The following is an 18,824-nucleotide window of genomic DNA, read 5'->3' as shown; positions in this document are numbered from 1 at the left end:
GGGGGTGAACAGGGCGACCATTCGGACGGAGGAACGAGGACGGCCGGGCGCCGCGGGGGGAGGGTCTCCCGGGAGGTGACCAGGAGGCGGCGGCGGGCGGACGGGGCCGGCGGAAGGCGGACCTGCTCGGGGGCCGGGCGGGGAGGCCGGCTGCGCCGTGTGCACCTGGACGACCGGGGCGTGGACGTTGCCGCCCCGAATGCCGTCGTGCACGCCGCCAGGGTAGCCGTCCGCCCCTCGTGCGCCTGCTGTGCGCCGGTGGTCGTGTGGAACGCTTCCCGGACGGACAAGGCGAGTTGGGGAGTCTGCATGCGGCACGGGCACATCGATCCGTCGCTCTACCGGTCGGCCGCCGAGGCGATCGCCGCTCCGCCGGAGAAGCTGGCGTACGTGGCCGGCTTCGACCGGTCGGGGCGGCGGCCGGACGCGCTGCTGAGCGTCGACACCGATCCGGATTCCGCGAGCTACGGGAAGGTCCTGAACTTCGCCGAACTTCCCACGCTCGGCGACGAGTTGCACCACTTCGGCTGGAACGCCTGCTCCAGTGCCCTCGCCCACGCCTGCCACGAGAACCCGGAGCGGCGCTACCTGCTGCTGCCCGGGCTGCGCTCCTCCCGGCTGTACGTGCTGGACACCCGTCCCGACCCGGTCCGCCCGCGCCTGGTCAAGACGGTCGAGGCCGGGGAACTGGCCGCCCGGGCGGGCTACTCGCGCCCGCACACCCTGCACTGCGGCCCCGACGGCGTCTTCCTGTCCTGCCTCGGCAGCGGCGAGGGCGACGACGGCCCGGGCGGGGTGGCGCTGCTCGACCACACCACCTTCGAGGTGCTGCGCGCCTGGGAGACCGAGCGCGGGCCGCAGCACTTCGCCTACGACGTCTGGTGGCACCTGGGCACCAACGTGGCCGTCACCAGCGAGTGGGGCACCCCGTGGATGGTCGAGGACGGCGTGGTGCCGGACCTCCTGCTGGGGCGCAGGTACGGCCACGCGCTGCACTTCTGGGAGTTGGACTCCGGCCGCCACCTCCAGCGGGTGGACCTCGGCGACCAGTACCAGATGGTGCTGGAGCTGCGCCCGGCGCACGACCCGCAGGCGGAGTGGGGCTTCGCCGGGGTGGTCACCAACGTGGAGGACCTCTCCTCCTCGGTCTGGCTCTGGTACCGGGAGGGGCCGGCCTTCACCGCGCGCAAGGTGATCGAGATCCCCGCCGAGCCGGCGAAGGCCGAGGACCTGCCGCCGGCGCTGCGGCCGTTCGGCGCGGTGCCGCCGCTGGTGACCGACATCAACCTGTCGGTGGACGACCGCTGGCTGTACGTGTCCGCCTGGGGCACCGGCGAGTTGTTCCAGTACGACGTGTCGGACCCGTTCCACCCCCGGTTGGCCGGTTCGGTCCGGCTCGGCGGGATCACCGCCCGCACCCCGCACCCGGCCGAGCCGGGCCGTCCGCTGAGCGGGGCGCCGCAGATGGTGGAGATCAGCCGGGACGGCCGACGGCTCTACCTCACCAACTCGCTGTACGGCGCCTGGGACGACCAGTTCTACCCGGACGGCATCGAGCCGTGGATGGTCAAGCTGGACGCGGACCCGGAGGCCGGCGGGCTGAGCGTCGACGAACGCTTCTTCCCGCACGGCGCCGACTTCCGGGGCCTGCGCGTCCACCAGACCCACCTGGCGGGCGGCGACGCCTCCTCCGACTCCTACTGCTACCGCTGAGCCGTCCGCACCGCCGGCGTCACCGGAACAGCGCCTGGTCGAACCGTACCCGCGCCGGCGGCAGCCCGGCCGCCGCCAGCCGGGTGCGGACGGACCCGACCATGCCGGCCGGCCCGGTGACGCAGGCCAGGTGCTCGCGCCAGTCGCCGGCCGCCGCGACGGTGTCGGCGAGTTCGCCGACGGTGACCGGGGTGACGGTCAACCACGGCTTGTGCAGGCCGAGTTCGGCCAGGGACTGCCAGTCGTAGAGGTCCGCGCGGTCCCGGGCGCCGACGAACAGGTGGACCAGGCGGCCGGTCGGCCGGTGGGCGGCCTGCTGCTCGACGATCGCCTTCATCGGGGCGAGGCCGGTGCCTCCCGCGACCAGCAGCAGGTCCCGGACGTCGTCGTCGGGCAGCAGGCTGCCGCGCGGCGGGCCGAGGCGCAGCCGGTCGCCGACGGCGGTGTGCTCGACCAGGGCGGCACTGACCCCGCCGGGCCCGGTGCGGCGGACGTGGAACTCCACCTCGTTGTCGGCGCGCGGGGCGCAGCCCATCGAGTACTGCCGCCAGGTGTGCGGCAGCGCCGGGTGCTCGACGGTGCCGTACTGCCCGGCCCGGTACGGGTACGGTTCGCCGGTGCGCACCCGCAGCACGGCGAGGTCGGGGCGGCGGCGCTCGTGGCCGGTGACCACGGCGTGCCAGTACGGGGGTTCGGTGAGCGCGGAGTCGGCGCCGGCGACCATCGCACCGACGGCGAAGCGCAGCATCCGCACCCAGGCGCCCTCCAGTTCCTCGCTCCAGCGCTCGCCGGCCCGGTGCCGGACGGCCGCGCACAGGGCCTCCTCGAACGCCTCGTAGTGCACCGGCCGGACGCCCAGTTTCCGGTGGTCGCGGCCGAGTTGGCGCAGCGTCCGCTCCAGTTCGGCCGGCCGGTCGAGGTGGTCGATCAGGTGGTGGAAGATCCGTTCGAGGTGGAGCTGCTGGAACTCCATGGAGTCGGGGAAGAGCGGCCGCAGGTACGGGCGGTGGTCGAACATCACCGCGTAGAGGTGGTCGATCAGGTCCGCGAGCGGGGAGATCAGGTCGAGGTCGCGCCGGATCAGGTACTGGTCGGCGGCGCCGTCGTAGCCGCTGTCCCCGCCGTGGGCGCCGTACCCGAGGTCGCCGCCGCCCGAGGAGGACGGGGCCAGGAGTCGGCGTCGCAGGCGCATCGCGTGATGGCGGGCGATCAGGCGGTCGTACTCGGCGGTGGCAGTGGCGGTGCCAGTGTTCGTGCTGCTGCTGTTGTCCATGTCCTGTTCAGTCAACTGCCCGCCCGCCGAACGCGAGAAGGGCCGATCGCCCCGGGCGGACCCGGGACCATCGACCCCTTGCGTCGGTGCCGACGGACCGGGAGGGTTGACGGCGGCCGGGACCGCGGCCGGAACCGCGGCTGGGACCGCCCGGAACGGGCGGGCACGACCGGAGGGTGCCCCCGCGCCCCGGTGCCCCGGCGCCCCGCGCCCTGGTGCTCTCCCACCACCAGGACCCCGGGGCGCCGCCGTCACGAGCCCCTGGCCGTCCGGCTGCGGCCCGCCAGGCGCCGGCCCCGACAGGCCGTGGAGACCCGTCAGGCCCGTCAGGCGCCCGCCCGGCGCGCCTCCCGGCGGTCCAGCCGCCGCTGCCGGCCCTGGCGCAGCGGCTGGTCGGGCAGCCATCCGAAGGTGAGGCAGGCGCCGACCACCCCGAGCAGCATCCCGATCACGAAGCCGCCCAGGTTGGAGGTGATCCAGCTGCCCAGCGAGGCCAGCAGGGCGAGGATGGAGTAGAACAGCCGCTGCGCCGGGTTGAACAGGATCAGCAGGCCGCACAGCACCATCACCGCCGGCACCAGGTACCCCGCCAGCCCCTGCATCCCGATGTGCAGGATGACGGGCAGCGGGGCCTTCAGGGTGAACAGGATCTCGGCGCCGCCGAGCGTCACCAGCAGCCCGCCCCAGAACGGTCGCTTGCCCCGCCAGTCGCGCTTGGCCGGGCGTGCGGCGGGCTCGGCGGCGGGGGCCGTCACGGCCTGGGCGGGCGCGGCCGCCGTCCCCTCGGCGGCCACCCCCTGGGCCCGTGCCGCGGTGTCCCCGCCGGTGCGGGCCGGCTCCGGTTCGGACTCCGTCATGGTCAGCAGCCCGTGGAGCTGAAGCTCAGCCGCAGGTTGGGCAGCTTGAACCCGACGGCGGTGCTCGCGTAGTTGTGCTGGTTCAGGTTGGTCAGCGTGACGTGGTCGGCCTGCTGGCCGAACACGCCGGGGTTGCCCTTGCCGATCGGTCCGGCCTTGGTGTACGTGCTGGCGTCGCCGCCGATCTCGATGTTCCTGAACTCCGCGTTGCCGGAGAGCAGGTCGGAGTCGGTGGTGAGGTCGGAGGCGGTGACCGGGGTGCCGCCGTCGCCCGCGTGGATCACCAGGTTGATGCCGCCGAGGTCGACGCTCTGGCAGAGGTTGGTGATCTCGGCCTTCTTGATCGCCGACACCGCGACCAGCACCTGGCCGCCGGTGGACCCGGCGTTGGGGCTGTCGGGGATCATCGAGTCCAGCGCGCCGAACTGCGCGAAGCCCTCGCCGTCCAGCTTGTCGGCGGTGATGGTGAACGGCATGCCGGAGATGGAGAACTGGGCGGCGAGCACGCCCTGCGCGGTGAGCGCCATCAGGACGCCCCCGGCCGCGACGGCCGGCACGGCCATCAGGGCGGTGCGCTTCATCCGAACCCGGCCTCTTCTCGGCGCGCTCGGCGTCTGCGGGGTCTCGGCCGCCGTGGCGGCGTCCTCGGACATGGCCATGTGTGCTCCCTGTGGATGGAATGGGTGTGCAGGCACTGGCACGTTGTCCTGGCGCGGACAGCGTTACCCGGCCCGACCGGGCCGTCCGCCCCTTGGCAGCGGGGCGGGCCCGGTCGGCGCTCGGTGAGTAACTGGGAAGCTACTGCCCGGTATTGGCCGGGTCAATACGGGTGCACGGAGGAACTTCACCAGTCCGCGACCCGCTTCGGCCAGTCCCGCACCCCCAGCCGCTCGGCCGCCTCCGCCGGACCGAGGAACGGCGACAGGCAGAACATGCTCAACACCGGTAGCAGTTCCATCAGTTGTTCCGTCCGGCCGGAGTCGATCCGCCGGTAGATCGCGCTGTAGACGCCGCCCACCACGGCGTCCACCATCTCCTTCGCCTCGACGCTGCCCGGCAGTTGGGGCACCTCGGCGAAGAACCCCCGGAATCTGGTGAGCAGTTGGGCCCGCTCATGCCGGCCGGCCGGACCGACGGCCTCGACCTCGATCACCGCCATGGTGGCGAACGCCGGTGTCCCGGCGAGCAGTTGGAGCATCACGCCGAGGGCCTTCCGGATGCCCCGGCACCAGTCGGATTCGGCCGTGAAGGCCTCCGCCATCCGCCGGATCACCACACCGGTGCCGTGCCGGTGCGCGGCCAGGAAGGCGTCCTCCTTGCCGCTGAACAGCTCGTAGAAGACCGGCCTGGTCACGCCGGCCGCCCGGCAGATGTCGCTGACCGTGGCGTGCTGGTAGCCGCGCTCGGCGACGGTCCGCACCAGACCGTCCAGCAGCCGGTCGCGCTGGGTGGCGGCGATGACGCCGGCGGGCAGTCGGCGCGGGCCGGGCTTGATCGAGCGGGCCGGGTCCCGGCCGGTCCGGGCGCCCGGCAGCAGGACCACGTCGGCTCCGCGGAGGTGTTTCCGATCCATCACCAACTCCTGTGTCCTGTATTGACATTGACGTAACACCGGGTTTACAACACTGACAGGTTTCCAACCGGTGGGCGAGCAGGCCCCCACCGGTCGAACCTCCGGGGGCCCCGGTCGGCCCGAGGCGAACGCCCGGGCCGTCGGGACCACGGCGGAGGCGGGACCGCGACGGTGGCAGCCGTCGACGTGCCCCCACGGCACCGCACGTCCCCGACCGAACGGCGCGGTGCCGCTGGTGGTCCACGCCGCCGTCCGTACGCAGGGCCGCACGGCAGCACCACTGCGGCCGGTACCACCACCGCACCACCGCACGCCGGTACCGCCGCACCACCACCGCACCACCCGCACCGCAGCACCACCCGCACCTCCGTACGCCCACCCTCGCGTACGTCCGCACCGCCGTACCGCACGGACGGGCCCGTGGCGCCGGGCCCGCCCTCCCTCGGCACCGTCCGAAGCCCGCGCGACGCAGCCTGCGGGACACCTCCCGCGGGACGAACCGGCTCGACGGAGCCTTCGGCACGAGGCCACCGGTACCAAGCCTCCGGCACGCCATGCACCTCCCCCGCCGTGCTCACCACCACACCCGCACGCCGGGATTCCCCCACCCGTCCTCCGGACGGAGAGAGGTACCCTCATGCGCATCCGCCGCACCCTCGCCACCACCGCCCTCGCCGCGCTCGCCCTCACCGGCGCGGCCGTCTCCCCCGCCCAGGCCGCCGGCGCGGTCCTGACCACCGGCAGTCCGACCGGCCCGGCCGTCGCCGTCGGTGACGTGCTGACCGCCAACCTGGTCTCCGGCACCTCCGCGACCTTCTACAACAGCGCCACCGGGACGACCGGCGTCAAGTGCGCCGCCTCCTCCTTCTCGGCGACCGTCACCTCCAACCCGGCCGCGCCGGGCAGCGCCGTCGAGCGGCTCGACACCCAGACCTTCGGGTCCTGCACCTCCAACGTCGTCGGTGTCACCGGCGTCAAGAGCGTCACGGTCACCAACCTGCCGTTCACCAACACGGTCAGCGACGCCCCCGGCAACCCGGTCAAGCTCACCCCCGGCGCGGCCGGCGTGATGGGCACCACCGTGGTGCTCAACACCATCCTGGGCAGCATCAGCTGCAACTACCAGAACACCACCGGGATCAACGGCACCACCTCCAACACCGGCAACACCATCGGGTTCGCCGGCCAGGCGTTCACCCTGGCCTCCGGCCCGAGCCTGTGCTTCTCGACGGGCTACTTCAGCGCCACCTACGGCCCGGTCGTCGACAGCTCCGTCGCCGGCAGCCCGGTCCTCTTCGTCAACTGACGCCGGGACGCGGCTGAGGGCCCCGGGTCCACCGCCCACCAGGCCCGCCGGCACCACGGCGGCGTACGGCACCTTCACGGGGCCGTACGCCGCTCCGCCGTACCCGCCCCGTAAGCGCGCCCTGACCGAACGCCCCCCGTCACCCGTCCCCGGACACCCGCCCCCGCCCCAACCCCCGAGACAGCGAAGTGACCGGCCGGTAGGGTGGCGCCGCACGCAGACGGCCAACCGGAACGGGGCAGGCGGATGAGCGACGACAGCACGGGCTTCTTCACCTCGGTGGCGGACGCCGCCGAGCAGTTGGCCGCCACCGGCTACCTGGCCTCCACCGCCGTGGCCACCACCGTCTTCCTCGCCGACCGGCTCGGCAAGCCGCTGCTGGTCGAGGGCCCCGCCGGGGTCGGCAAGACCGAACTCGCCAAGGCGGTCGCCGAGATCGGCCGCGCCCGGCTGGTCCGGCTCCAGTGCTACGAGGGCATCGACGAGGCCCGCGCCCTCTACGAGTGGAACCACGCCAAGCAGCTGCTGCGGATCACCGCCGGCCGCGACGAGGGCTGGCAGGAGGCCCGCACCGACATCTTCGGCGAGGAGTTCCTGCTCACCCGCCCGCTGCTCACCGCGATCCGCGGCGAGGAGCCGACCGTGCTGCTGATCGACGAGATGGACAAGGCCGACGTCGAGGTGGAGGCGCTGCTGCTGGAGGTGCTCAGCGACTTCCAGGTCACCGTCCCCGAGCTGGGCACCATCACCGCGACCCGCCGCCCCTTCGTCCTGCTCACCTCGAACGCCACCCGCGAGCTCTCCGAGGCGCTGCGCCGCCGCTGCCTCTTCCTCCACCTCGACTACCCCGACGCCGAGCTGGAGCGCCGGATCGTCCGGCTCAAGGTGCCCGGCCTGGACGAGACGCTGGCCGAGTCGCTGGTCCGGATCGTCGGCGCGCTGCGGGCGATGGAGCTGCGCAAGGCGCCGTCCGTCGCCGAGACCATCGACTGGGCCCGCACCCTGCTCGCCCTGGGCGCCGACACCCTGGACGAGGCCGTCGTCCGGGACACCCTCGGGGTGATCCTCAAGCACCAGGACGACGTCCGCAAGGCCGCCCAGAAGCTCACCCCGGCGTGACGGCGCCGCAGCCGGCCGACACCGCAGCCCGCCTCACCGGCCTGGTCCGCGCCCTGCGCGGCCACGGCCTGCGGATCGGCCCGGCCGAGACGGTGGACGCCGCCGCCGTGCTGGACGTCCTCGGCTTCACCGACCGCGAGCGGATGCGGGCCGGCCTGGCCGCCGCCCTGCTGCGCTCGGAGGGCCAGCGGACGGTCTTCGACGCCGCCTTCGACCTGTTCTTCCCGCTCGGCGTCGGCACCTTGGAGGCCGTCCGGGCGGACCCGCCGCCCGTTCCCGACGACCCCGAGCCGCCGCGTTTCGGCCGCCCCGACCCGCTGCGCGAGCAGCTGCGCGACCGCCTCGCCGCCGCGCTGGCCGCCGACGACCGCGCCGCCCAGGCCCGGCTGGCCGGCGAGGTGGTGGAGGCCTTCGGCCGGTACGGCACCGGCGGCTCGCCCGGCACCGGCGGCTCGCCCGGCACCGGCGGCTGGTCCGCCCAGCAGGCGCTCGGCCGGCTCGCCCCCGAGACGCTGCTGGCCCGCGTCCTGGCCGCCCTGCGCGAGGGCCAGGACGCCCCGGACCTCTCCGACCTGGTGCTCGCCGACGAGATTCGCCGCCGCATCCGGGACTTCCGCGCCCTGACCGCCGGCGAGGCCCGCCGCCGGGTCGCCGAGCTGCGCGGCCCCGAGCGGATCGCCGAACGCGCCGTCGCCCCCACCCCCGACCTGGTCGACTTCCTCTACGCCGGCCGCGACCAGCTCGCCGAACTGCGCCGCACCGTCCACCCGTTGGCCCGCAAGCTGGCCACCCGTCTGGCCGCCCGGCGCCGCCGCGCCGCCCGCGGCGAGATCGACCTGCGCCGCACCCTGCGCCGCTCGCTGACCACCGGCGGGGTACCGCTGCGCCCCGCGTACCGGCTGCGCCGCCCGGCGCGCCCGGAGCTGGTGCTGCTGTGCGACGTCTCCGGCTCGGTGGCCGGCTTCGCCGACTTCACCATGCTGCTGGTGCAGGCGATGAGCGAACAGTTCAGCAAGGTCCGGGTGTTCGCCTTCGTCAACCGCACCGCCGAGGTCACCGGCCTCCTCCGCGGCGGCGACGACCCGGCCCGCCTGGCCGCCCGGATCCTCGCCGAGGCCGAGGTCACGGGCTACCACGGCAACAGCGACTACGGCTCCGCGCTGGGCGGGTTCGCCGAGCACCACCTGGACGCGGTCGGCCCGCGCACCTGCGTCCTGGTCCTCGGCGACGCCAGGAACAACCAGCGCGACCCCAACCTGGACGCGCTGCGCCGGATCGACGCCCGGGCCCGCCGGGTATTCTGGCTCAACCCCGAGCAGCCCTCGCTCTGGCCGACCGGCGACTCCGCCGCCCTGGCCTACGCGGGCGTGGTGGAGATGCACTCCTGCCGCAACGCCCGCCGCCTCGGCGAGCTGATCGCCCGCCTGCTGCCGGTCTGACGCCGACCGGGGCCACTGGTCCGCGCCGAGGCGGAACGCCGGCTCCGGGCGGGCGGCCGCGACCGGCGTTCCGTCGGCCGATCACTTGTCCAGGTGCGCCAGGAAGTCCAGCAGCGCCTCGGTCACCTCCGCCGGGCGTTCCTGCTGCGTCCAGTGCCCGGTGTCCGGCAGCCGGACGTGGCGGTGCAGCCTGGGCAGCCGCCCCAGCAGGTGGTCCAGCACCGGGGGCGGGACCATCGCGTTGACCAGGTCCTGCTCGCCGACCACGAACAGCGCGGGCACGTCGACCGTCACCCCGCTGAAGGCGGCCAGCAGTTCGGCGTTGCGGTCGAGGTTGCGGTACCAGTTGAGGCCGCCGGTGAAGGCCTTCGCCCCGTGGGTGGCGTAGTCGGCCGTGAAGACGTCCAGGTCCGCGTCGGTGAGCCAGTCCGGCAGCCGCTCCGGCTCCGGGACGGTGTCCAGCAGCCCCTTGCCCTCGGGGATGATCCACGGCCGGGGCACGCCGTCCGGCTGCCTGCCGCAGAGGATGCGGCGCAGGCTGGACTTCACGTCCGCGGCCAGTTCGGCGTCGGCCTTGCCGGGCTCCTGGAAGTAGACCTGGTAGAAGCCCTCGCCGAAGGCCGCCCGGGCCGCCTCCAGCGGCGGCGGCCCGCCCACCGGCAGCGGCGGTACGCTCAGCCCGGCCACCCCGCGCACGAGGTCGGGGCGCAGCGCGGCGGTCGTCCAGGCCACCGGCGCGCCCCAGTCGTGCCCGACCACGACCGCCCGCTCCTCGCCCAGCGCGCCGATCAGCGCGGTCACGTCGCCGACCAGGTGCAGCAGGCTGTAGGCGTCCGCCCGCTCCGGCTGCGCGCTGCGGGCGTACCCGCGCTGGTCCGGCGCGACGACCCGGTAGCCGGCCTCGGCGAGCGGCCCGAACTGGTGCCGCCAGGAGTACCAGCTCTCCGGGAAGCCGTGCAGCAGCAGGACCAGCGGCCCTTCGCCCTGCTCCGCGAAGTGCAGCCGTACGCCGTTCACCTCGGCCTCGCCGTGCTTGATCGCCTGGTTCAACTCGAAGACTCCCCATCCGGTGACGACATCCGTTCACTCCCGACCCTGCCCAGCCGACCGGCCCCGGAACCCACCGGTGCCGCGCCGGTACCGCGTTGGTGCCCGCACGGCCCCACCCGCAAGGTGTCCGGCCCGCAAGGTGTCCGGCCCACCGGACGCGGCCGAGGCCGCCCCGGCGATCCGGGACGGCCTCGGTCTCGACTCCGGTGGAACCGGCGTGAGGTCAGCCCACCGTGTAGCTGTACGGGATCGCCGCGAGCACCGAACCGGTGGTGTTCAGGACGTTGTTGGCGGTGGCCACGCCGGTCGGGCCGGAGACCAGGTACAGCACGCCCCTCACGGTGCTGCCCCTGGGGCCGGCCGGGGTCAGCGTCACCTGGAGCGAGCCGGTGGCGCCGGGGGCGACGGTCACCGGGACGGCGGCCGCGGCCGAGGCGTCCACGGAGGCGGCGTACGGGTCACCGGTGCTGGAGGTCAGCGCCGGGTCGAAGGCCAGGGTGTGCGCGGTGGCCGTGACGGTGGAGGTGCCGGCCGGCGCCCCGCCGGTGCCGAACGGGCCGATCTGCTGGACGAAGGTGCCCCAGTTGCCGGGGACGACCGGCTGCTCGGCGGTGCCGTGGTCGGTCGCGACCGAGACGGCCGAACCGTCCTGGGCCTTCCTCAGGTCGCCGAACAGGTCCGGCGAGCCGGCGGTGGCGCTCAGCTCGATCTGCGCCGGCGTGGAGGACGCCGCCACGGCCTGGAGCCGGTCGGTGCCCGGCGGCACCAGGAAGGACGGCACCGCGGAGTCGAGGCTGAGCGGCAGGCTGACGGTCGCGGAGGCGCCCCGCGGTACCAGCGGCAGGTCCACCCGGCGGTCCAGCCGGCCGTCGGCCGCGATCCGCTGGGTCGCGACGGTGTTGTTGGTGTAGTCCACCTGGACGGTGACCGGCTTGCCGGCCGCCAGCCTGGTGCGGGTGTCGTTCGGCAGCCCGGCCGCGGTGGCCTGGTTCCGGTCGAACGCCACGGTGCCGGTGAAGTCCTGGGCGAGTTCCTGGCCGCTGACCGGGCCGAGCACGTTCAGGACGAACCGCCAGCGGCCGGCGGCCGGGGCGACGGCGGTGGCCGAGACGCCGTCACCGGTGCCGGCCGGGTTGCCCTGGGCGTCGAACAGCCCGTTGCCCTCGATGTCGACCGGGGTGCCGTTCGGGCTGATCAGCGCGCCCTGCATGAGCAGCTTCGGGTCCTTGCCGACAGTCACGCCGACCCGCAGGTCCCGCTGCCCCTTCGGGACGTCGAAGGCGTACGAGAAGCTCTGCGTCGGCGAGGCGCTGCGGGCGTTGCCACCGGTGACGGTTCCGGTGAAGGTGCCCTTGCCGTGGTCGACCGGGACGAGGCTGCGCAGCACGACCGGGACGCTGGTGGTGTGGCCGTCGGAGCTGGAGACCAGTACGGCCTGGCTGGAGTCGCCGCTGGTGGCCGGGGTGGTGAGCTGGACCTTGAGGGTCCTGGTCTGGCCCGGCTTCAGGTCGGTGGTGCTCGGGCTCACGGCGCCGGCCGGCACCGCGCGCTGGGTGGCGGTGCCCAGCTGGACGTCGCCCTTGTAGCCGGCGGGACCGGCCGGGGTGTAGAGGACGGCGGTCCACTCGCCGGCCACCGGGTGCGGGACGTCGACCAGGCCGAAGTCCGCCGGGGTGGCGCCGCCCTGCGGGCGGGTGTTGGTCTCGAAGCGGCCCGAGGGGTCGAGCAGCGTCATGCGGACCACCGGTCCGTTGGTGACCGGGTCGGGCGCGCCCTGCCAGGCGATCGAGGCCGCGAGGCGGTCGGCGCCGGCCGGGACGGTGAACGTGACCTGCTTGCGCACCCAGTCCGCGCCGTTGGTCGCGTACTTGAAGGTGTCCGTCGAGGACGGGTCCAGCTGGACGGTCTGCCGCTCGCTCGACTGCGGGGCGAAGGTGCGGGTCGCGGCGCTCACCGTCTGGGTGCTGTCGCCGGTGTTGGTGACGGACACCTCGGCGGTGTGGGTCGAGCCGGGGGCGCCGGCGATGTCGACCTGGCCGGTGCCGACCACCACGGTCCGCGCGCCCCCGGTGCCGTCCCCGTCGTCGTAGCCGCGGGCGGCCTCGACGGCGGCGCGGACGTTCAGCAGGCCGGCGCCCTGCTCCTCGGCCGGCACGCCGAGGTCGGTGGCGGTGCCGGTGAGGAGCTTCTTCACCAGGGCCGGGGACGGCGAGTCGCCGCCGTGGGTGTCCCGGTAGGCCTGGATGACCAGGGCCGCGGCGCCCGTCACGAAGGGGGCGGACTGGCTGGTGCCGCCGAACGGCTGGATCGGCGAGGGCCGGCCGTTGTAGCCCTTGCAGTCGGTGTACCTGCTGGTGTCGGGCGTGCACAGCGCCCAGTCCGACTCGCCGGGCGCGACCAGGTCGACGGTCCGGCCGGCCTGGGTGAAGCCGCCCGAGGAGAGCGCGGAGATCCGGTTGTCGCTCCAGGTCCGGTTGGAGAACTGGGAGGCCGCGTAACCGGTCTGCTGGTAGTTCTGGTTGTCGGTGGAGGCGCCGACCGCGATCACGTACGGGTCGGTGGCCGGGGTGCCGATCGTGCCGCTGATGCCGGCGTCACCGGTGGAGACGGCGACGGTGACACCGGCCTTGACGGCCTGCTCGTTGAAGAGCGAGATGGTGTCGTGGGCGCCGCTGTCCGGGGTGACGTTGCCGCCGAAGGACTCGTTCAGCACGTCCACGTGGGCGACCCGCACCGCGTAGTCGATCGCCTGGAGGATCGACGAGTTGGACATCATCTCGCCGCCGGCCTTCAGCGCGACCAGGTCGGCGTCCGGGGCGAGGCCGCGGATGCGGATGGTGCAGCCGGTCGGCAGCGGGTGCGAGGCGTTGACGAACGCGGAGACGTCGTAGACCTGGCGGCCCTGGGCGATGACCGCCGAGGCGTCGCCGAAGGCCTCGGCCGCGCCGGTCGGCGCGTCCCAGCCGTCGCCCGCGAAGTCCTGGTGGTCGACCACGGCGTGCGAGCCGTCGGCCCGGATGAAGTCCGGGTTGTCCGGGTCGAGGCCATCCGCGATGTAGGCGACCTTGACGCCCTTGCCGGTGGCCAGGTCCTCCACACCGGGCTTGCCGTTGCCGGTGACGGCCCGGGTCGAGTACAGGGCCTCGGGCTCCAGGAGCGGCTTGCCCGGGTCGGAGGGGCAGACCGTGTTGGTCGCGTTCTCCTCGGCCGCCTGAGCCTTGCCGCTCTGCCCCTTGCCGTCCAGAGCCTTGCCGTCCTGAGCCTTGCCGTCCTGACCGTTGCTGCCCGGAACGGCCTGCGGAGCGGCGTCGGCCTGTGGCGAGGCGTCGGCCTTGGGCGCCTTGGCACCCGCGGCGGCAGCGGCGGCCTTCGCCTTGGCCGCGGTCGGCGGGGCGACCTGGACCTGGCCGTCCGCCACCACCGCGGCGACCGCCGGGTCTGCCTGGAGCCGGGCCCGCAGGGCGGGACCGACCGTGGCGGAGAAGGCGTTGCCGACCACGAAGGTCTTGATGTCGGTGCCGCCGCCCGCCCTGACCCTGTCCAGCAGCGGCGCCTGGGCGTCGGCGGCCTTCTGCTGCCGGGCGCCCAGGTGGCGGTGGTCGGCCGGGGCGTCCGCGATCTGGTCCTTCAGGATCACGATCACCGGCACCGGGGCCCCGTCCGCGGGCGCCGCCTGGGCGTTCTGCGGGGCGGGGGCGGCCGGGGCCGCTCCGGCGACCGTCCCGAGGCTCAGGACCATGGACGCCGCGGTGACCGCGACGGCGGCTGTTAGCCGGGTTTTCCGCCAGCTGATCATATAAATCCTCTCGTCAGATGGACAGCTGACGCATTTCAACGCACCTGAGAGGATCACGACAAGGGGGTAAATCCCCATCAGAAAGTAAAGTTGACCATCGATCAGTAAAATTCGGAGCGGAAATCGGGCCGAACCCCCCGCTTTCAGCCGATCGGCCCTTTCCGAGCCCCGCTCAGCGGCCGGCCGACCGCTCCCGGGCGTCCGCCAGGTCCTCGGGGGTGGGCGCGTCGTCCTGGGTCAGCCGGTGGCGCCAGTAGCCGGTGAAGTCGATGTTCCCCTTCGGCACCCCCTGCTCCTCGACCAGGCACCGCCGGATCGCCCGGACCGCCCCCGCCTCCCCGGCCAGCCAGACGAAGGGCTCGCCCGCCGGCAGCACACCGTCCCGGAACGCCTCGGTCAGCACCGCACCCGGGGTCGCGCCGTCGCGGTACAGCCACTCCACCTCCAACTCGGCGCGGCTTTCCAGGCTTTGGCGCTCCGCCCGGTCGGCGACCTCGATCCAGGCGTACGCCCGCACCCCCTCGGGCAGCGCCCCGACCAGCGTCGCGAGCGCCGGCAGCGCGGTCTCGTCACCGGCCAGCAGCACCCAGTCGGCGGCGGCCGCCGCCTCGGCGAACGGCACCGCCGGGGCGTACAGCGCGGACGGACCGACCATCCCGAGCCGGTCCCCCGGCGCGGCCCGCAGCGCCCAGGCGGCGGCCGGGCCGGTGTCGCCGTGCAGCACGAAGTCGATCTCCACCAGTCGGGTGCCGGGGCGCCGTCCGCGCAGGGTGAAGCTGCGCAGCAGCGGGCGCCGCTCCTCCGGGATCGCCAGGTAGGCCTGGTACCAGCCCATCGGGTCGTCCTGCCGGGCGGGCAGCACCGGTTCGCGCTGCCCCGGGCGCGGGAAGCAGAGCTTGAGCTGCTGGTCGGGGGCGGTGCCGACGGTGTCGGGCAGATCGTCGGCGGCGAAGGTGATCCGGGCGGTGCGCGGGGTGATCCGGCGGACCTCGACGACCTCGACGAAGGTGACGGGCAATGTCATCGCGAAACGCCTCCGATTGATAGCCTTACGGCATAAAGAATTGCTCAGGAGAGATACTTTACGACATAAGGAGATGCCGGATGACCGTCTACGCCGGGCAGGGCGACGCCCACCGCTCGCTCGCCCTGCTCTGGGGCGCGCCCGAGGAGCCGCGCACCGGGCGCAGCGGCCCCAAACCGGGCCTGAGTGTGGACGCGATCGTGTCCGCCGGCATCGCGGTCGCCGACGCCGAGGGCATGGCCGCCCTGTCGATGCGCGCCGTCGGCGAACGGCTCGGCCGCACCGCGATGGCGCTCTACACCTACGTGCCCGGCAAGGCCGAACTCCTCGACCTGATGCACGACCGGGCGCTCGCCGAACTCCCCACCGCCGTTCCCGCCGAAGCTCCCGCGCCCGACGACTGGCGGCAGGCCGTCACCGGCTGGGCCGAGGAACTGTGCGCCTGCTACCTGCGCCACCCCTGGGTGCTCCAGGTCTCGCAGGCCCGCCCGGTGCTCGGCCCCGCCGAACTCGCCGCGATGGAGGCGCTGTTGAGCGCGCTGCGACCGGCCGGCCTGACGCCGCCGCGACTGCGCGGGGCGGTCGCCGCCCTCTGGCAGTTCGTCCGCGGCCTGGCCGCCACCGCCGCCGACGCCCGCGGCGCGGCGGCCGCGACCGGGGTCACCGACGAGGACTGGTGGGCCACCCGCTCGGCCCGACTCGCCGAACTGGCCCCGGACTTCGCGCAACGCTTCCCGCTGCTGGCCGCCCTCCAGACCCCCACCGGCGACGCCCCGGAGGACCCCCACCGGGAGGCCTTCCGCACCGGCCTCGCCGTGCTGCTCGACGGCATCGCGGCGGAGGAGGCCTCCGAGGCGCACCGGGCCCGGGGGGCCTCAGGGGCGGACGGTGACCCGGGCGCCTGGGCGGTTGGTTTCGATCATGGCGAGGGCGAGTGATGACGGCGGTTCCCGGGTGGCACCCTGGTGCGATGCGACCTGGAACCGACGCCACCGAGAACGACCTGCGGCAGCTGCTCAATCAGTGGGATCCGATCGGCGTCGCCGACGAGGTGCGGGACGAGTATGACTGCATGCTCGCCCCTCTGCTCCAGCGCCTCCGTGGTGGCGCGGACCAGCTGGAGATCGGTGCGCTTCTGCGGCAGGAGCTGGAGGAACACTTCGGTCTCGACCCTCTGGGCCTGCGACCTGACGCGATGGCAGCCCGAGTGATCGGCTGGTGGGCAACTGTCGGCAGGGCTGATGGCACCAGCTGCGTCTAGGCTGTGTGGCGAAAGTGGATCTGGTGCTGTGGATGATCACGGTTCATGGGTCGGGGAGATCTCACGGACGAGCAGGGCGGTGCTGGAGCCGTTGTTGCCGAAGGGCACGAAGGCGGGCCGGCCACCTGTCCGGCCTCCGCGGCGGTTGATCGATGGCATACGGTTTCGGGTCCGTACTGGGGTTCCGTGGCGGGACGTGCCCGTCGAGTACGGGCTCAACGCCCACATCGCCCGGTTCCTCGGACACTACGGGTAGGCTCGTAGGTATGGGAATTGACTGGGAGAACATACTCGACGCAAGCGGTGACGACCTCGACGATGCCTACAACAGGGCGGTCTCCGCGGCCATCCACAGCGATGACCCGGCGGAGGACCGTCGGCCACTCCCAGTCGGCGAAGAGCACGACGACACAGACGGCTTGCGCTGAACCGAGGAAACGCCCCGGCAAGCCGCGGCGTTTCGCCATCGGGTCAGAGGTCAGTCAAGAGGCGGCGAGCTCGACTATGCGGCTCGCTCGCCGCCTTCACCGAACTCGTCATCCCCGGCAACGGCACGGGTGACGGCCGGCACTACGGCACGGGGGTGCTGCCCGAGCACCGAGGTCACGGCTTCGGCCAGATGATCCGAACGGAACGACTAACCGCGGTGGGCGGCGGGGAGGGCCAGCACGACGCCGAGCACCACCAGCGTGGCGTACCCGGCGACCTCGTGGCCGACCGGTACCAGGACCCGGACGAAGCCGAACAGCCGGAAGCCGTCGATCCAGGTGGACAGCAGGCCGGAGGTGCCGCCGACGATCAACACGGAACCGAGGTAGCCGAGCAGGGTCTTCATGATCCCGAGCCTAGGAAGCCGCCCCTCGGCCGGGCATCCGACTTTCGGCGCGGCCGGGCACCACCAAAGTCGTGGTTTCCGCGCGGCCGCGCACAGCTCCGCACGGCTCCGCACGGCTCCGGACGGAGCAGCCGGCCCGGCGGCCCGGCGGCCGCCCGGGTACGTTCGCCGTGTGCTCCCCACCCGCATACCGCCGAAGCCGCCGTACGTCGCCAGGGCCGCGGCCACCGCCGGTACCGCCCTGGCACTCGCCGCCGTCGCCCCGTCGGCCCTCGCCCAGGACGCCGTCCCCGCCGTCGGCGGCGAGCGGCTCGGCCTCTCCGCCGTCCAGGTCGCACCGCTGGCCGGGGCCCCCGCGCTGCCGTCGGCGCTGACCGGCCGCTCCTGGCTGATAGCCGACGCGGCCACCGGCGAGGTTCTCGCCGCCCGCGACGCCCATCTGCCGCTGCCCCCGGCCAGCACCCTCAAGATGCTGTTCGCGGACACCGTGCTGCCCAAGTTCGACCGGGCGCTGGAGCACCGGGTCACCACCGCCGAGCTCGCCGGCCTCGGCGCGGGCAGCAGCCTGGTCGGCGTCAAGGAAGACCTCCCGTACCGGGTCGAGGACCTCTGGCGGGGTGTCTTCCTCAGCTCCGGCAACGACGCCGTCCACGTCCTCGCCCACATGAACGGCGGCCTCCAGCGGACCGTCGCCGAGATGCAGGAGCGCGCCCGGGCGCTCCAGGCCCGCGACACCAGGGTGGTCTCCCCCGACGGCTACGACATGGACGGCCAGGTCTCCTCCGCCTACGACCTCACGCTCTTCGCCCGGGCCGGGCTGCGCAACGCCGACTTCCGCGCCTACTGCGCCACCCGCACCGCGCGCTTCCCGGGCGGGCTGGACAAGCTCACCGGCCAGCGCGCCAGCTTCGACATCGCCAACACCGACCGGCTGCTGGGCAAGTACCCCGGCCTGATCGGCGTCAAGAACGGCTACACCACCAACGCGGGCGCCACTTTCACCGGCGCCGCCGAACGCGGCGGCCGCACCCTGCTGGTGACGGTGATGCACCCGGAGGTGCAGAGCAAGGTCTACGACGAGGCCGCCAGCCTGCTGGACTGGGGCTTCGCCGCCGCCGGGAAGGTCCAGCCGGTCGGCCGACTGGTCGACGAGGTCGCCGCGCCCTCCCCCACCGCGCAGGCCGGGGCCCAACCCGGGGCCGACGCCGAGACCGACGCCGTCGAGCAGGTGCCGCCCTGGTCCCGCCCGCCGGTGACCGGCGGCTCCGGCACCGGCCTCGCCCCCGCCGCCTGGACCGCCGCCGCCCTCGGCGCCGCCCTCGCCGCCTGGGCCACCGCCCGTACCGCCGCCCGCCGCCGCACCGCACCCGCCCGGGCCGTGGCCGCCCCGGCGTACGGCGGGGGCGGCGCGACCGCCCTCGGGGGCGCCACCACCGTCGGCGGGCGCGGCCGGCGCCGCCTCACCCGTCGCGCCCGCGCCCTGGTCCACTCCGCCCGGAGCCACCGGCACCGCCCGCCGCGCTGAGCGCCGGCCGGTCCCCGCTCGGGAGCGGGTCGGGCAGCCGCCCCGCCGTGGCC

The 18,824-nt window shown here is 74.1% G+C and carries 17 protein-coding genes; 9 read left to right on the top strand and 8 right to left on the bottom strand.

Translation table 11 applies throughout. From position 1 onward, the window contains the following. Window positions 1-309 precede the first annotated feature (309 nt). The gene (locus tag ACFY0X_RS02275) at window positions 310-1,713 is read left to right on the top strand and encodes a selenium-binding protein SBP56-related protein (protein WP_387747855.1); all 1,404 of its coding nucleotides are present in this window, start codon (window positions 310-312) and stop codon (window positions 1,711-1,713) included. 19 nt (window positions 1,714-1,732) lie between these two features. Here the strand turns inward: ACFY0X_RS02275 and ACFY0X_RS02270 are convergent, their stop codons facing one another. The 4 genes from ACFY0X_RS02270 to ACFY0X_RS02255 all read right to left on the bottom strand — a co-directional run bounded on the left by ACFY0X_RS02270 (window position 1,733) and on the right by ACFY0X_RS02255 (window position 5,416). After that, a complete protein-coding gene (locus ACFY0X_RS02270; protein ID WP_387747853.1) occupies window positions 1,733-3,001 on the bottom strand; it encodes a globin domain-containing protein in 1,269 nt (422 codons plus the stop codon). A 311-nt stretch (window positions 3,002-3,312) separates the two neighbouring features. Further along, entirely contained in the window at window positions 3,313-3,741 is a 429-nt protein-coding gene (locus ACFY0X_RS02265; RefSeq protein WP_387748069.1) for a DUF6114 domain-containing protein, read from the bottom strand. A 104-nt stretch (window positions 3,742-3,845) separates the two neighbouring features. Continuing rightward, window positions 3,846-4,502 carry a DUF6230 family protein gene (locus ACFY0X_RS02260; RefSeq protein WP_387747851.1) on the bottom strand — a complete coding sequence of 219 codons (657 nt, stop codon included), beginning with the start codon at window positions 4,500-4,502 and terminating at the stop codon, window positions 3,846-3,848. 185 nt (window positions 4,503-4,687) lie between these two features. Further along, entirely contained in the window at window positions 4,688-5,416 is a 729-nt protein-coding gene (locus ACFY0X_RS02255; RefSeq protein ID WP_387747849.1) for a TetR/AcrR family transcriptional regulator, read from the bottom strand. A gap of 637 nt (window positions 5,417-6,053) precedes the next feature. On the opposite strand from ACFY0X_RS02255, the gene ACFY0X_RS02250 reads away from it, so the two are divergent. The 3 genes from ACFY0X_RS02250 (at window position 6,054) to ACFY0X_RS02240 (ending at window position 9,280) form a co-directional block, all read left to right on the top strand. Beyond that, window positions 6,054-6,722, top strand: coding sequence for a Tat pathway signal sequence domain protein (locus tag ACFY0X_RS02250; protein WP_387747847.1), 669 nt, complete (start codon window positions 6,054-6,056; stop codon window positions 6,720-6,722). 246 nt (window positions 6,723-6,968) lie between these two features. After that, window positions 6,969-7,841, top strand: coding sequence for an AAA family ATPase (locus ACFY0X_RS02245; protein WP_387747845.1), 873 nt, complete (start codon window positions 6,969-6,971; stop codon window positions 7,839-7,841). Beyond that, window positions 7,838-9,280: a VWA domain-containing protein gene (locus ACFY0X_RS02240; protein ID WP_387747843.1), complete on the top strand. Its 1,443-nt coding sequence runs from the start codon at window positions 7,838-7,840 to the stop codon at window positions 9,278-9,280. Before ACFY0X_RS02245 ends, ACFY0X_RS02240 begins: the two co-directional genes overlap by 4 nt. Window positions 9,281-9,361: 81 nt before the next feature. On the opposite strand, the gene ACFY0X_RS02235 is transcribed toward ACFY0X_RS02240, so the two are convergent. The 3 genes from ACFY0X_RS02235 to ACFY0X_RS02225 form a co-directional block, all read right to left on the bottom strand. Then, window positions 9,362-10,330, bottom strand: a complete 969-nt coding sequence (locus ACFY0X_RS02235; RefSeq protein WP_387747841.1) for an alpha/beta fold hydrolase — start codon at window positions 10,328-10,330, stop codon at window positions 9,362-9,364. Between the two features lie 223 nt (window positions 10,331-10,553). Next, window positions 10,554-14,126 carry a S8 family serine peptidase gene (locus tag ACFY0X_RS02230; protein WP_387747839.1) on the bottom strand — a complete coding sequence of 1,191 codons (3,573 nt, stop codon included), beginning with the start codon at window positions 14,124-14,126 and terminating at the stop codon, window positions 10,554-10,556. Window positions 14,127-14,298: 172 nt separating this feature from the next. Next, entirely contained in the window at window positions 14,299-15,150 is an 852-nt protein-coding gene (locus tag ACFY0X_RS02225) for a siderophore-interacting protein (RefSeq protein WP_387747837.1), read from the bottom strand. 80 nt (window positions 15,151-15,230) lie between these two features. Here ACFY0X_RS02225 and ACFY0X_RS02220 point away from each other — a divergent pair, with 80 nt between their 5' ends. The 4 genes from ACFY0X_RS02220 to ACFY0X_RS02205 are packed head-to-tail and all read left to right on the top strand — an operon-like array spanning window position 15,231 to window position 16,839. Then, entirely contained in the window at window positions 15,231-16,088 is an 858-nt protein-coding gene (locus ACFY0X_RS02220) for a TetR/AcrR family transcriptional regulator (RefSeq protein WP_387747835.1), read from the top strand. Between the two features lie 32 nt (window positions 16,089-16,120). Continuing rightward, complete coding sequence (locus ACFY0X_RS02215; RefSeq protein ID WP_387747833.1) at window positions 16,121-16,411, top strand: hypothetical protein; 291 nt, start codon at window positions 16,121-16,123, stop codon at window positions 16,409-16,411. Further along, window positions 16,392-16,667, top strand: coding sequence for a transposase (locus ACFY0X_RS02210; RefSeq protein WP_387747831.1), 276 nt, complete (start codon window positions 16,392-16,394; stop codon window positions 16,665-16,667). The genes ACFY0X_RS02215 and ACFY0X_RS02210 overlap by 20 nt, the downstream gene beginning before the upstream one ends. A gap of 10 nt (window positions 16,668-16,677) precedes the next feature. Next, a complete protein-coding gene (locus ACFY0X_RS02205) occupies window positions 16,678-16,839 on the top strand; it encodes a hypothetical protein (RefSeq protein ID WP_387747829.1) in 162 nt (53 codons plus the stop codon). 209 nt (window positions 16,840-17,048) lie between these two features. On the opposite strand, the gene ACFY0X_RS02200 is transcribed toward ACFY0X_RS02205, so the two are convergent. After that, window positions 17,049-17,246, bottom strand: a complete 198-nt coding sequence (locus ACFY0X_RS02200; protein ID WP_387747827.1) for a hypothetical protein — start codon at window positions 17,244-17,246, stop codon at window positions 17,049-17,051. 172 nt (window positions 17,247-17,418) lie between these two features. Here ACFY0X_RS02200 and ACFY0X_RS02195 point away from each other — a divergent pair, with 172 nt between their 5' ends. Further along, window positions 17,419-18,771, top strand: coding sequence for a D-alanyl-D-alanine carboxypeptidase family protein (locus ACFY0X_RS02195; RefSeq protein ID WP_387747825.1), 1,353 nt, complete (start codon window positions 17,419-17,421; stop codon window positions 18,769-18,771). Window positions 18,772-18,824: the final 53 nt, after the last annotated feature.

The sequence above is a fragment of the Kitasatospora sp. NPDC001547 genome (assembly GCF_042894165.1).
GTDB lineage: Bacteria > Actinomycetota > Actinomycetes > Streptomycetales > Streptomycetaceae > Kitasatospora.
Note: the sequence above shows the minus strand (reverse complement) of the source record. Positions and strands in the feature narration are given on the sequence as shown.

Excerpts from the sequence above, each read along its gene's own strand:
- ACFY0X_RS02205 (WP_387747829.1), top strand. The coding sequence starts at position 16,678 with ATGGGAATTGACTGGGAGAACATACTCGACGCAAGCGGTGACGACCTC.
- ACFY0X_RS02200 (WP_387747827.1), bottom strand. The coding sequence starts at position 17,246 with ATGAAGACCCTGCTCGGCTACCTCGGTTCCGTGTTGATCGTCGGCGGC.
- ACFY0X_RS02245 (WP_387747845.1), top strand. The coding sequence starts at position 6,969 with ATGAGCGACGACAGCACGGGCTTCTTCACCTCGGTGGCGGACGCCGCC.
- ACFY0X_RS02225 (WP_387747837.1), bottom strand. The coding sequence starts at position 15,150 with ATGACATTGCCCGTCACCTTCGTCGAGGTCGTCGAGGTCCGCCGGATC.
- ACFY0X_RS02215 (WP_387747833.1), top strand. The coding sequence starts at position 16,121 with ATGCGACCTGGAACCGACGCCACCGAGAACGACCTGCGGCAGCTGCTC.
- ACFY0X_RS02255 (WP_387747849.1), bottom strand. The coding sequence starts at position 5,416 with ATGGATCGGAAACACCTCCGCGGAGCCGACGTGGTCCTGCTGCCGGGC.
- ACFY0X_RS02250 (WP_387747847.1), top strand. The coding sequence starts at position 6,054 with ATGCGCATCCGCCGCACCCTCGCCACCACCGCCCTCGCCGCGCTCGCC.
- ACFY0X_RS02260 (WP_387747851.1), bottom strand. The coding sequence starts at position 4,502 with ATGGCCATGTCCGAGGACGCCGCCACGGCGGCCGAGACCCCGCAGACG.
- ACFY0X_RS02230 (WP_387747839.1), bottom strand. The coding sequence starts at position 14,126 with ATGATCAGCTGGCGGAAAACCCGGCTAACAGCCGCCGTCGCGGTCACC.
- ACFY0X_RS02220 (WP_387747835.1), top strand. The coding sequence starts at position 15,231 with ATGACCGTCTACGCCGGGCAGGGCGACGCCCACCGCTCGCTCGCCCTG.
- ACFY0X_RS02210 (WP_387747831.1), top strand. The coding sequence starts at position 16,392 with ATGGCACCAGCTGCGTCTAGGCTGTGTGGCGAAAGTGGATCTGGTGCT.
- ACFY0X_RS02275 (WP_387747855.1), top strand. The coding sequence starts at position 310 with ATGCGGCACGGGCACATCGATCCGTCGCTCTACCGGTCGGCCGCCGAG.